The organism is Streptomyces sp. 3211.6, from assembly GCF_003634815.1.
In the GTDB taxonomy this organism is placed as follows: Bacteria; Actinomycetota; Actinomycetes; order Streptomycetales; family Streptomycetaceae; genus Streptomyces; species Streptomyces katrae_A.
Map to the genome: position 1 here is coordinate 6,433,646 of NZ_RBXC01000001.1, position 12,572 is coordinate 6,446,217.

General features: G+C 73.7%; 11 protein-coding genes and 1 riboswitch. Of the genes, 5 read left to right on the forward strand and 6 right to left on the reverse strand.

The genetic code is table 11. The annotated features are described in order from the left end of the window. Window positions 1-32 precede the first annotated feature (32 nt). From BX286_RS29540 to BX286_RS29550, 3 genes are all read left to right on the forward strand, one after another. Window positions 33-437, forward strand: a complete 405-nt coding sequence (locus BX286_RS29540) for a hypothetical protein (protein WP_079430568.1) — start codon at window positions 33-35, stop codon at window positions 435-437. A gap of 154 nt (window positions 438-591) precedes the next feature. Beyond that, entirely contained in the window at window positions 592-2,814 is a 2,223-nt protein-coding gene (locus BX286_RS29545; protein ID WP_261993544.1) for a phage holin family protein, read from the forward strand. A 75-nt stretch (window positions 2,815-2,889) separates the two neighbouring features. Next, window positions 2,890-4,305 (forward strand): amino acid permease, encoded by a 1,416-nt coding sequence (locus tag BX286_RS29550; RefSeq protein WP_079430570.1) that lies wholly within the window; start codon window positions 2,890-2,892, stop codon window positions 4,303-4,305. Window positions 4,306-4,382: 77 nt separating this feature from the next. Here the strand turns inward: BX286_RS29550 and BX286_RS29555 are convergent, their stop codons facing one another. Together BX286_RS29555 and BX286_RS29560 are read right to left on the reverse strand one after the other, a co-directional pair. Beyond that, window positions 4,383-5,963: an RNA polymerase sigma factor gene (locus tag BX286_RS29555; RefSeq protein WP_185117154.1), complete on the reverse strand. Its 1,581-nt coding sequence runs from the start codon at window positions 5,961-5,963 to the stop codon at window positions 4,383-4,385. A 247-nt stretch (window positions 5,964-6,210) separates the two neighbouring features. After that, window positions 6,211-6,972, reverse strand: coding sequence for a methyltransferase domain-containing protein (locus BX286_RS29560; RefSeq protein ID WP_079430572.1), 762 nt, complete (start codon window positions 6,970-6,972; stop codon window positions 6,211-6,213). Window positions 6,973-7,041: 69 nt separating this feature from the next. After that, window positions 7,042-7,141, forward strand: a riboswitch (ZMP/ZTP riboswitch). 74 nt (window positions 7,142-7,215) lie between these two features. Between BX286_RS29560 and BX286_RS29565 the strand changes: the two genes are divergently transcribed. After that, window positions 7,216-8,061, forward strand: coding sequence for a bifunctional 5,10-methylenetetrahydrofolate dehydrogenase/5,10-methenyltetrahydrofolate cyclohydrolase (locus BX286_RS29565; protein WP_079432038.1), 846 nt, complete (start codon window positions 7,216-7,218; stop codon window positions 8,059-8,061). Window positions 8,062-8,089: 28 nt separating this feature from the next. Here the strand turns inward: BX286_RS29565 and BX286_RS29570 are convergent, their stop codons facing one another. Together BX286_RS29570 and BX286_RS29575 are read right to left on the reverse strand one after the other, a co-directional pair. Continuing rightward, window positions 8,090-9,565 carry an NAD(P)/FAD-dependent oxidoreductase gene (locus BX286_RS29570; RefSeq protein WP_261993545.1) on the reverse strand — a complete coding sequence of 492 codons (1,476 nt, stop codon included), beginning with the start codon at window positions 9,563-9,565 and terminating at the stop codon, window positions 8,090-8,092. A gap of 274 nt (window positions 9,566-9,839) precedes the next feature. Beyond that, window positions 9,840-10,643: a helix-turn-helix domain-containing protein gene (locus tag BX286_RS29575; RefSeq protein ID WP_121016808.1), complete on the reverse strand. Its 804-nt coding sequence runs from the start codon at window positions 10,641-10,643 to the stop codon at window positions 9,840-9,842. A gap of 190 nt (window positions 10,644-10,833) precedes the next feature. Here BX286_RS29575 and BX286_RS29580 point away from each other — a divergent pair, with 190 nt between their 5' ends. Beyond that, window positions 10,834-11,139, forward strand: a complete 306-nt coding sequence (locus tag BX286_RS29580) for a 4a-hydroxytetrahydrobiopterin dehydratase (protein WP_079430574.1) — start codon at window positions 10,834-10,836, stop codon at window positions 11,137-11,139. A gap of 51 nt (window positions 11,140-11,190) precedes the next feature. Here the strand turns inward: BX286_RS29580 and BX286_RS29585 are convergent, their stop codons facing one another. Both BX286_RS29585 and BX286_RS29590 read right to left on the reverse strand, forming a co-directional pair. Then, window positions 11,191-11,592, reverse strand: a complete 402-nt coding sequence (locus BX286_RS29585) for an RICIN domain-containing protein (RefSeq protein ID WP_261993652.1) — start codon at window positions 11,590-11,592, stop codon at window positions 11,191-11,193. 103 nt (window positions 11,593-11,695) lie between these two features. Further along, entirely contained in the window at window positions 11,696-12,538 is an 843-nt protein-coding gene (locus BX286_RS29590) for an aldo/keto reductase (protein WP_185117153.1), read from the reverse strand. Window positions 12,539-12,572 lie beyond the last annotated feature (34 nt).

The window sequence follows — 12,572 nt, forward strand, 5'->3', positions numbered from 1 at the left end:
CCCGGGCCCGGATCGGAGTAGGGTCGGGCGCCATGGATGCGCTGCGCGTGGCCGCGATCGCCAGCCTGGCCCCGCTCGAAGACCTCGATGCCGACCCCTTCGCCGTGGACACCCGGAGCCAGCACGCCATGTGCGCGCGCTGGGCCGCGCAGCAGGGCTACGTGGTCACCCGGCAACTGCTCTTCTACGGGCTGCGGGCCGACCACTGCGGGCTCTGGAGCGACGTGGACGCCGGCCAGGTCGACCTGTTCGTCGCCCCCAACCGGAGGGTCCTCGCCCGCGCGCTGCGCTCGGTCGAGGAGTTCACCGCCGAGTGCGCGCGGCGCGGCGTCCGCCTGGAGACGGCCGGACTCGACGAGCCCCGCTACACCTCCGCCATGAAGGCCGAGGTGCACCGCAGGCTGTCCATGCCGACCGCCGGCTACGACGGCACCTGAGACCCCGGCCCACCCCCCCCGTACCCCCGTGCGCCATCCGCGACGGGGACCCTCCCGCGCCGCCCTGTGCGACGCTGGCGAAGGGGCCGCGGGCGCGGCGCGGGACCGGGGCACCCCCGGACGGGGTCCGGGGGAGACACGAGGCGGGTGCGTCATGGGGCGGTGGCGGGGGCGGTGGCGGGCCGCGGGCGGCGCACTGGTGCGGGTGCTCCTCGTGTGGGCGGTGTCCACGCTCACCCTGCTCGTGCTCGCCGGGCTCCTGCCCGACTTCCGCCTCCAGTCCGCCGACGGCGACAGCGTCACCCGGGTGGGACTGACCGCCGCCTGGGGCGCCGGCGCCTTCGGCCTGCTCACCGCCCTGGTCTGGCCGGTCGTCGTACGGGCCCTGCTGCTGGTGCCCGCCCTGGTGCTCGGACTGCTCGTCTTCTTCCTCAACGGCTCCCTGCTGCTCATGGCCCTCAGCCTGATCCCCGACGACCGAGGGGCGGCCGCCGCCCCCGAGACCGCCGTGGTCGTCGCCGCCGTGATGTCCGCCGTCGCCTCGGCCACCTCCACCGCCCTCGCGGTGCGCGACGACGAGGCGTACCGGCGCCGGCTCTACCGGCTGGCCGCCCGGCGCCGCCGCCGGGGCGGACCGCCTCCCGGCGGCGGCCCCGGGCTGGTCTTCCTCCAGCTCGACGGGGTCGGCTACCGGACGCTGCGCCGGGCGGCGGCCGAGGGGCTGATGCCCACGGTGGCCGGCTGGCTGGAGCACAGCCACCGGGTCATGCCCTGGCGCACCGACTGGTCCAGCCAGACCGGCGCCAGCCAGCTCGGCATCCTGCACGGCTCGACCTTCGACGTGCCGGCCTTCCGCTGGTACGAGAAGGACACCGGCGAGGTGATGGTCTGCAACCGGCCCACCAGCGCGGCCGAGCTCCAGCGCCGGGCCGTGGCACGCACCCGCGACGGCGGACTGCTCACCCTGGACGGAGCCAGCCGGGGCAACCTGTTCAGCGGGGGCGCCGACCAGCTGGCGCTGGTGCTCTCGGTCGCCGCCCGGCGCGGCCGCGCCAACCGCTCCCGGGCGGGCTACTTCGCGTACTTCTCCGACCCGGCCAACGCCGTCCGCACCGCGCTGTCCTTCGTCGCCGAGGCGGGCCGGGAGATCGGCCAGTCGCTGCGCTCACGGCTGCGCGACGAGCACCCGCGCGTGGCGCGCGGCGGGCTCTACCCGCTGATCAGGGCCTTCGCGACGGTCGTCGAACGGGACGTGGTGGTCTCGGCGGTGATCGGGGACCTGCTCGCGGGCCGGTCGGCCGTCTACGCGGACCTGGTGGCCTACGACGAGGTCGCCCACCACTCCGGCCCGCACGGCCGGGACACCGACCGGGTACTGGCCCGGCTCGACCGGAGCCTCGCGCTGATCGCCCGGGTCGCCGAGCACGCCCCGCGCGAGTACCGCTTCGTCCTGCTGTCGGACCACGGCCAGAGCCCGGGGGAGACCTTCCTGGGCCGCTACGGGCTCGCCCTGGAAGACCTCGTCCGGGCGGGCTGCGGGCTGCCCGTCTCCCGCCGGGCCGGCCGCACCCGCAGCGGGGCCGAGGCCAGGGCGGCGGTGCTGGCGGCGCTGCACCGGCCGGTGGAGGAGGACGGGGAAGACGCCCGCCCCGGGCCGGGACCCGACCCGGTGGTGCTGGCCTCGGGCAACCTCGGGCTGATCTCCTTCCCCGCCCTGCCGGGCCGGGCCGGCCGCCGGTGGATCGAGCGGGCCCACCCCGCCCTGCTGCGCACCCTGGCCGACCATCCGGGGGTGGGCTTCCTGCTGGTCGACGGGGAGGTGCTGGGCCCCGGCGGGACCTCGGCGCGGCTCGACGTACCGGGGGCGGCGCAGGAGCTGCTGTCCGCGTACGGGCCGGGCGCGGCGGACGCGGTCCGCCGGACGGACTCCTTCCCGCACGTCGCCGACATCATGGTCAACTCGGCCTACGACCCCCGGACCGGGACCGTGCACGCCTTCGAGGAGCAGATCGGCTCCCACGGCGGCCTGGGCGGGGAGCAGGGGCGCCCCTTCCTGATGTGGCCGACGGACCTGTCGGCGCCCGGGCCGGACCTGGTGGGCGCCGAGGCCGTGCACGAGGTCCTGCGCCGCTGGCTGCGCGAGTCGGACGGCCCCCAGGTCCCCCTCCCGGCACGGCCCGACGACCACCGGCCGGAGGAGCACCCGCCGGAGAATCACCGGCCGGAGGAGCGCCCGCCGGAGAATCACCGGCCGGAGGAGCACCCGCCGAACGATCACCGGCCGGACGATCATCCACCGGAGGATCACCGGCCGGAGGGCGCTGCGAACGGAACCTTTCCGTCCGCAGCGGGTGCGGCGCCGGACGAAACCCGGTGATTTGGCGGGGGCATCCCGGTGGTCAACCATGTGTTCACCTGCCCACCATGTGAGACATCCCGAGGCACACCCCTGATGACCAGCACCGCAGCCCCGCCCGCCGAGCAGAGCACCGCCCCCGGGGCCGCCGGAACCCGAACGCCGGTCACACCCGGACAGGCACCCGCTCCGGCCGACCGCCACACCCGCCGCTTCGGCCTCCCCGTCGCCATCTGCCTCGTCATGGGCAACGTCATCGGCGGCGGGATCTTCCTGCTGCCGGCCTCGGTCGCGCCCTTCGGCACCATCAGCCTCCTGGCCTTCGCCGTCCTGACCCTCGGCGCGATCGCCCTCGCCCTGGTCTTCGGCCGCCTCGCCCAGCGCCACCCGCAGACCGGCGGCCCCTACGTCTACGTACGCGCCGCCTTCGGCGACTTCGCGGGCTTCCTCGCCGCGTACAGCTACTGGATGACCGCCTGGGTCTCGAACGCCGCCCTCGCGGTGGCGTCCGTCGGATACCTCGCGGTGCTCTTCCCGGCGGTGGGGGAGCACAAGTGGTCGATGTGCCTGGCCGCCCTCGCCGTCCAGTGGCTGCCGGCCCTCTCCAACCTGGCCGGCACCCGGTACGTGGGCGCGGTCCAGGTGGTCGCGACCATCCTGAAGCTGGTCCCGCTGCTGGTCGTCGCGGTCGGCGGCCTGTTCTTCTTCGACCCGGCCAACCTCGGCCCGTTCCAGGCCACCGGCCAGAGCCCGGTCGGGGCGGTCTCCGCGTCCGCCGCGATCCTGCTCTTCAGCTACATCGGCGTCGAGTCCGCCGCCGTCAGCGCCGGCGAGGTCCGCGACCCGGCCCGCAACGTCGGCCGGGCCACCGTCCTCGGCACCATCGGCGCGGCCACCGTCTACCTGCTCGGCACCCTCGCCGTCTTCGGCCTGGTCGGCCACGACGAGCTGGTCTCCTCCGAGGCCCCCTTCACCGACGCCGTCAACGCGATGTTCGGCGGCACCTGGGGCGGCACGCTGGTCGCCGGCGCCGCCGTGATCTCCATGGTCGGCGCCCTCAACGGCTGGACGCTGCTCAGCGCCCAGACCCCGTACGCGGCGGCCAAGGACGGCCTCTTCCCGAAGGTCTTCGAGAAGAAGCAGCGCGGGGTCCCCGTGGTCGGCGTCCTCGTCACGGCCGTCCTGGCCTCGGCCCTGACCGTCTACAACTACACCGCGGGCTCCGCGGCGGTCTTCGAGGCACTGGTCCTGATCACCACCTTCACGGCCACCGTCCCCTACCTGCTCTCCACCGCCGCCCAGCTGTACTTCCTGGCCTCGGGACAGTCGGAGCGGGTCCGGCGCGGGCAGCTGGTCCGTGACGGCGTCCTCGCCGGCGTGGCCTTCGCCTTCTCGATGTGGCTGGTCGCCGGATCCGGATACGCGGCCGTCTACCAGGGCGTCCTGTTCCTCTTCGCGGGCGTCCTGGTCTACGCCCTGATGTCCGCCCGCAAGCGCCGCGCGGCCGCCTGACCGCCGCGGCGCACCAGGAAAACGCGGAGGCCCGCGCCGAACGGCGCGGGCCTCCGCTTTCGCCTGTCCCCGGGGGATCAGTCCAGGTAGTCGCGCAGCACCTGCGAACGCGACGGGTGGCGCAGCTTCGACATCGTCTTGGACTCGATCTGGCGGATGCGCTCACGGGTCACCCCGTACACGCGGCCGATCTCGTCCAGCGTCTTCGGCTGGCCGTCGTTGAGGCCGTAGCGCATGGAGACCACACCCGCCTCGCGCTCCGAGAGCGTGCCCAGGATCGACTGGAGCTGCTCCTGGAGGAAGGTGAAGGACACGGCGTCCGCGGGCACGACCGCCTCGGAGTCCTCGATGAGGTCACCGAACTCGCTGTCGCCCTCCTCACCCAGCGGGGTGTGCAGGGAGATCGGCTCACGGCCGTACTTCTGGACCTCGATGACCTTCTCCGGGGTCATGTCGAGCTCCTTGCCCAGCTCCTCCGGGGTGGGCTCGCGGCCCAGGTCCTGGAGCATCTGGCGCTGCACGCGGGCGAGCTTGTTGATGATCTCGACCATGTGCACGGGGATGCGGATGGTGCGGGACTGGTCGGCCATGGCACGCGTGATCGCCTGCCGGATCCACCAGGTCGCGTACGTGGAGAACTTGAAGCCCTTGGTGTAGTCGAACTTCTCCACGGCGCGGATCAGGCCGACGTTGCCCTCCTGGATCAGGTCCAGGAAGAGCATGCCGCGGCCCGTGTAGCGCTTGGCCAGCGAGACCACGAGGCGGAGGTTGGCCTCCAGCAGGTGGTTCTTGGCGCGGCGGCCGTCTTCGACGAGGATCTCCAGCTCGCGCTTGAACGCGGGCTTGTGGTCCTCCTCCTCTTCGAGCTTGTACTCGGAGAACAGGCCCGCCTCGATGCGCTTGGCGAGCTCGACCTCCTGCTCGGCGTTGAGCAGCGGCACCTTGCCGATGAGCTTGAGGTAGTCCTTGACCGGGTCGGCGGTGGCGCCGGCCACCATGACGGTCTGCGCCGGGGCGTCGTCCTCGTCCTCGTCGGACAGCACGAAGCCCTGGGCGCCGGCCTTGGGAGCCTCTTCCTCGGTGTCGTCGGCGAGGTCCTCGACGGCCCAGTCCTCACCCTCGACGACCGGGGTCTCGGCGTCGTCGGCGTCCTTGGCGGTGGTCTTCTTCGCGGCGGTCTTCTTGGTGGCCGTGGCCTTCTTGGCCGCGGTCTTCTTGACCGCGCGCTTCTTGGGCTCGGCGGCGGCCTCGGCCGGCACCTCCTCCGGGGCGGCGGCCGACGGAGCGGATATCGCCGCGGCGGCGGCCGGGGCGGCGGCGACCGAGGCCTTGCGCGCGCCGATGGGGCGCGGCGCGGCGGCCGCCTTCTTCGTCACGGTGCGGGCCGGGGCGGCGGCTGCCTTGCGGGGCTTCTTGGCAGGAGCCTTCGTGGCGGGGGCGGCGCTGACGTGGAGGGCGACGCCCTCTTCGTCCAGGACCTGGTTCAGGCTGCGCAGGACCCGCTTCCACTGGTCCACCGGGATGCGGCCGGCCTCGAAGGCCTGGCGCACGTCGTCACCGTTGATGTGACCCTGCTCGCGGCCGCGCTCGACGAGCGCGACGAGGGCCTCCGATTCGGCGATCTCCGGAGGGAACGTACGGGACGGGCTGAGCGACACAAGGAGCCTCTCGTTGCGAACAGATAAGGGGTGGGCGGGAATCATCGCGCGGACTCGGGAAACAGTCCCCAGGGGGGCTGTATTCCGGGGCCGCGCGAGGACACCTGTCGGTTCATCGCATGCCCGAGTCGATTCGTTACGCGCTGAATTGAGTGACCTGCGCCACGCTGTGGCCGGGCAACCGATCCGGCGCGGATCCGTCCGCGCCCCGGCGGCGGCGGATCCGCCCCGTACGCACGCCCCCGCATCAGTCCGGCTTGCGGGCCTCGATGAGGAACCGGGAGGTGTGCGCGACGAACGGGCCCTCGCGCTCGATCCGTTCGTGGAGCTCGCGCAGCCGGTCCCGGTAATGCCCGACCGTGAAGCCGGGAACCATCCAGATCACCTTCCTCAAGAAGTAGATCACGGCTCCGATGTCGTGGAACTCCGTCCGCAGCCGCTCGGAGCGCAGGTCGGTCACCTCCAGGCCCGCCTTCCGCGCGTCGGCCTCCGCGTCGTCGGGATGGCGGGCGCGCCGGACCTCCTCCGGCTGCGGGCCGAGGAAGTACTCGACGAGCTCGAAGACGCTGGCCGGGCCGACCTGCTGCGAGAGGTAGGTGCCGCCCGGGGTCAGCACCCGGGCGATCTCCTCCCACCAGATGGTCACCGGGTGCCGGCTGGCCACCAGCTCGAAGGCGTTGTCGCCGAAGGGCAGCGGCGGCTCGTCGGCGGCCGCGACGACCACGGCGCCCAGCGGGTGCAGCAGCCGGGTGGCCCTCTCGATGTTCGGCGGCCAGGACTCCGTGGCCGCCGTCAGCGGCGGCAGCGGCCCCGCCCCGGCGAGCACCTCGCCGCCGCCGGTCTGGATGTCCAGGGCGGAGCGGACCCGGGACAGGCGCTCGGCCAGCATCCGCTGGTAGCCCCAGGAGGGGCGCTGCTCCGTGGCCCGGCCGTCGAGCCAGGAGAAGTCCCAGCCGTCGACGGAGACGGATTCCGCCTCTGCCACGAGATGGTCGAAAGTGCGCGTCATGTCTCGATCGTCCCAGGCCGGGCCCCGGTCATCCACCGGATATGCCGGTGGACGGTTCGACTACAGTGGGAGCAGGGCCGTGACTGGCGTTCGGGTGGATCACCACCGGGGAGCGGCCCGGCGTACGTGCCTCCCCGTACGTCGACTGCCGCGCGCCTGGGCGAACCGCGATCCGCGAACAGCGATCCGCAGCGACGTTCAGGAGACCCCGTGACGACTGCCCCTTCGGCCACCGCCCAGCTCATGGACGGCACCGCCCTCGCCCGCCGCATCTCCGAGGAGACCGCCGCCCTCGCGGCGAAGATCACCGAGCGCACCGGCACCGCGCCCTGCCTGGCCACCGTCCTGGTGGGCGAGGACCCCGCCTCCGTCACCTACGTGCGCATGAAGCAGAACCGCTGCGCCAAGGCCGGGATCACCTCCCGCCACGTGGCCCTCCCGGCGGAGACCACCACGCAGGAGCTCGTCGCCACGATCACGGCCCTCTCCGAGGACCCGGAGATCAGCGGCATCCTGCTCCAGCACCCGGTCCCGCACCACATCGACGAGCGCGCCGCCTTCGAGGCCATCGCCCCGGGCAAGGACGTCGACGGGGTCACCATGCACTCCTTCGCCGCCATGGGCTTCGGCCTGCCCGGCTTCGTCTCCTGCACCCCCGGCGGCATCATGCGCCTGCTTGCCGAGTACGACGTGGACCTCACCGGCAAGCACGCCGTCGTGGTCGGCCGCAGTGCGATCCTCGGCAAGCCCGCCGGGATGCTGCTGCTGGAGCAGAACGCCACCGTCACCTACTGCCACTCCCGCACCAAGGACCTGTCCTCGATCGTCCGCCAGGCCGACGTCCTGGTCGCCGCCGTGGGCAAGGCCGAGTTCATCCGGGGCGAGGACATCAAGCCGGGCGCCGTCGTCCTGGACGCGGGCTACAACGAGGGCAACGTCGGCGACGTCCACTTCGAGTCGGCCGCCGCCCGCGCCTCCCTGATCACCCCGGTGCCCGGCGGGGTGGGCCCGATGACCATCGCGGTCCTGCTGGAGCAGACCGTCCACGCCGCGGCCGCCCAGGCCGGTCTGGACCTCGCGGACCTCTGAGCGCGGCGGCCCAGCCCCCGCTCCCGCCTCACGAGCGCCCCGGACCCCCGAGGTCCGGGGCGCTCGCCCGCTCTGCCGCGGCCAGCCCGGCGACCGCGCGCTCGGCGGCCGTCAGCGGCGGCGTCTTCAGGGTGCCCCGGGCGGAGGACCGCAGCACCCGCCAGAGCACGTCCGGGCGGAACCAGGCGGTGGGCGGGCTGGTCATCGTGATGACCTCGAAGAAGGCGGCCGTCAGCGGCTCCTCGACCGTGGCCCCGGCCATCAGCCGGTTCACGTACGCGTCCAGCAGGCCCGTCCCCGGCCTCGGGCGCATGCCGGTGGCGCCGGGGTAGAGGATGTCCTGCGAGGTGGCCAGGCGCCAGGCGGCGGCCACCGGCGGGGTGAGCGCCCGCTGCGCCGCCCTGCCGAAGCCGGGCCGCGACAGGCCCCCGGACCGCAGCATGGCGCGGACGGCGAGCAGCCCCTTGGCGGCGACCGTCATGCCCTGGCCGTAGAGCGGGTTGAAGGTCGCCACCGAGTCGCCCACGGCGAAGAAGCCGTCGGGCAGGGCGGTCCTCTCGAAATACAGGCGCCGGTTCGTGGTGCTCTGGGTGACGGCCACGTCGGTCAGGGGGGTGCGCCCTTCCAGCAGCTGTCCCACGATCGGGTCGCGCAGGTCCTTGGCGAACGGGACGAAGGCGTCGGGGTCGCCGGTCGGCTGCCCGCCCCGGGTGCCGGAGAGGGTCGCCTGCCACAGGCCGTTCTCGATGGGGACGATCGTCGCGGTGCGGCCGGGCACGGGAACCCGCGGGTCGGACTGGACGTTGACGATGGGGAAGCCCAGGGCGTGCGCCCCTTCGGGCGCCCGGAAGATCCGCGTCGCGTAGACCAGCCCGGAGTCGACCTCGGCCTGCGGGACGACGCCCGCGCCCAGCTCCTCCAGCCAGAGCCGGGAGCGCGAGCCGCGCCCGCCGGCGTCGACCACGAGGTCGGCGGGGATCAGCAGGCCCTCCTCCCGCGGTGTGTCGACGCGGACACCGGTGATCCGCGCGGACGTGCCCTCCAGGCCGCGCACCCGGCTCCGCTGGAGCACCGCGACCCCGGGCAGCGCGGTGACCTTGGCGCGGACCACGGAGTCCAGCAGGTCGCGGCTGCAGGAGACGGTGAACTGCTTCTCGCCGTAGCGCGGGAGCCAGCCGTGGGCGGTCATCGTCACCAGGTCGGTGGGCAGCCCGCGGCGGATCGCCCCGGCCGCCGTCCAGGCGTCCGTGATGCCCGGCAGTATCTCCTCGATGGCGCGCGCCCCGCCCGACCACATCACATGGACGTGCCGCGCCTGGGGCAGCCCGCGCCGGGGCTCCGGGCCCTCGGGGAGGGCGTCGGCGTCGACGACCGTGACCGTCGCGTGCGCGGAGAGGACGGCCGCCGTCAGCAGGCCGGCCATGCTGGCGCCGATGACGACGGCGTGGCGCGGCGGGGAGGACTCGTCCCGACCGGGCGCATCGCGGCAGGTGGCGGCTCGCACCGGGAGGTTCTCCGTATGTCGGCTGGACGTTCGAGGGGGCTCGGTGCGGTGCAGCCTAACCTCCGGCACCGCGCCGTTCCAGCGCATCCCCAACATTCGCGCCATACGGACGAGTAGGTTTTCAGCCGTCCTGGAATGTCCCGTTCAGGACCGGTCGGTCGGCCGTCATGACCTGCGGGGTAATCGACCCCGCCCTCCCCCCGGCGGCACAGTGGAGCCATCGGGTCCCGGGGCCGCGCACTCGGCCCCGGGGCCCGAGCCGAGGGACCACGGATCACTCCAGGGTGCGCAGGTACTTCACCGTCGCCGGGTCCGCCGGGAGGAAGGTCTCGATGGCCAGCTCGGCGACGGTCACGTCCATCGGCGTGTTGAAGGTGGAGATGGACGACACGAACGACAGCAGGTGCCCGTCGTGCTCGATGCGCAGCGGCAGCGCGACGTACGGCACGGCCTCGTCCGGCTCGCTCTCGCCGGGCCGCTCCGCCACCGGGTACGCGGACACCTCTTCGTACAGCGCGCGCAGCGGCGCCGAGCGCTCCAGCGCGATCTGCCGTTCCATCTGGGCCAGCAGGTGGCCCCGCCACTCCCGCAGGTTGCGGATCCGCGGGGCGAGGCCCTGCGGGTGCAGGGTGAGCCGCATCGCGTTCAGCGGCGGCGCCAGCAGGTGCTCCGCCACCCCCTCCAGCAGCATCGCGACGCCCCGGTTGGCCGCGACCACCGTGTACGTCCCGTCCACGACAAGCGCCGGGTACGGCTCGTAGCCGCTCAGCAGCCGCTCCAGGCCCTCGCGCAGGGCGCCCAGGGCAGGGTCGTCGATCGGGGTGTGCGCGTACCGGGGCGCGTATCCGGCCGCCAGCAGCAGCGCGTTGCGCTCCCGCACCGGGACGTCGAGGTGGCCGGCGAGGCGCAGCACCATCTCCTCGCTGGGCCGGGAGCGGCCCGTCTCGATGAAGCTGATGTGCCGGGAGGAGGAGCCGGCACGGCCCGCCAGTTCCAGCTGGCTGATCCCGCGCCGCACCCGCCAGGCGCGCAGCAGGGGACCCGCGGAAGGGGCGTCTGCCGAGATCGAGGTCGTCATGCCCACGACGTTAACCGAGGAACACCGGCCCGCACCGGACGCGTTCCGCGCGCCCGGACGGGACGGCCGGCCGCCCCGGGGGGAAGCACCCGGGCGCCCCGGCGCGGGAAGGGTTCACTCCGGCGCGCACCGTGGAAAACTGACTGCACATCACGGACGCGGACGAGCAACGAGCACGAGGAGGCTGCGGATGCCCAGCGAACCGCTCTCGCAGAAGGAGATCGAGGACCGGCTCCGGGAACTCCCCGGCTGGGCCTTCGAAGACGACCGGCTCCTGCGCACCTACCGGGTGGGCACGCACCGCGCCGCCAGCGCGCTCGTGGCCCACATCGCCGTGGTCCAGGACGAGTTGAACCACCACTCCGACCTCACCCTCGGCTACAACACCGTTCGCCTCGCGGTCAACAGCCACGACGCCGGCGGCCAGGTCACCGAGACCGACTTCGCCCTCGCCGAACGCGTCGAGGCCCTGGCGCCGTCCCACGGCGCGAACTGACCGCGGCCCGGGCCTTCGGGCCCGGGCCCGAAGGCCCCGCCGGGGTCACGGTCACGCCGGCTCCAGCCGCCACCACTGCGACGGCGAGTCGGTGTCCTCGGCCTGCCGGGCCCGGCCCTCGCCGTCGGCCTCCAGCAGCAGGCCGCTGATGCACGCCACCAGCGAGACCACCCCCGGATCCTCCAGGTGCTCCTCGACCACCCACTCCTGGGCGCCGAAGGCGTTGGCCCGCCACACCTGCACCCGCGCCCCGCTGTCGGTCGAGGCGTTCGCGACGTCGAGGCGCCGGCCGTTGTCCTCGCTCACCACGTGGAACACCCCCGCGCCGCCGTGCGTCGGCGCGAGCCGCCACCGCCGGGCGGCCACCGGCGCGGGCGGCCCGTCGGGGCCGACCCGCACCCGGGAGGCCCCCTCCAGCTGGAGCATCAGCCCGCTGCCCTCGTTACGGATCAGGTAGACCCCCTCCCGCGGGCCCGTACGGCCCGGGCGGGCGGCGGAAGCGGCCGAAGAGGCGGCGGAACCGGCGGATCGGGGAGCGTCCACGTCCACGTCCGCTTCAGACGTCGAAGACGGCCGGGTCCGGACCGATGCGGCGCCCGTCCGCGCCCAGCGCGTCCAGCGCCGCCAGGTCCTCGGCGTCCAGCTCGAACCCGAACACGTCCAGGTTCTCCCGGATCCGGGAGGGGGTCACCGACTTCGGGATCACGATGGTGCCCAGCTGGAGGTGCCAGCGCAGCACCACCTGCGCCGCGCTGCGCCCGTGCTTGGCGGCCACGGCGGTGACCGCCGGGAGCTCCAGCAGCTCCTTGCCCTGGCCCAGCGGGGACCAGGCCTCGGTCGCGATCCCGAGCCGGGCGTGCAGGGCGCGCAGTTCCGGCTGCGGGAACAGCGGGTGCAGCTCGATCTGGTTCACCGCCGGGACCAGAGAGCTCTCGGCCCCGAGCCGCTCCAGGTCCGCCGGGCGGAAGTTCGACACGCCGACGGCCTTGGCGCGGCCGCTCGCCGCGATCTCCTCGAAGGTCTTCCAGATGGTGAGGAAGTCGTCGCGCATCGGGCGCGGCCAGTGGATCAGGTACAGGTCGACGTGGTCCAGGCCCAGCTTGCCGAGCGAGTCGTCGAAGGCGCGCAGCACCGCGTCCCGGTCCCAGCGCCGGTCCGGCCCGTTCCACAGCTTGGTGGTGACGAACAGCTCCTCGCGCGGCAGCCCGCAGCCGGTCACCGCCCGGCCGGTACCCCGCTCGTTGCCGTAGACCGCCGCGGTGTCGACGCTGCGGTAGCCGGCCGCCAGCGCGGCCCCGACGACCCGTTCCGCCTCCTCGTCGGGAACCTGCCAGACGCCGAAGCCGAGCTGGGGCATGAGCGTGCCGTTGTTGAGCTTGATGTTCGGGACCTGGTTCACGACGGGTGTTCCTCGGGGTCGGCGCGGTGCGGTG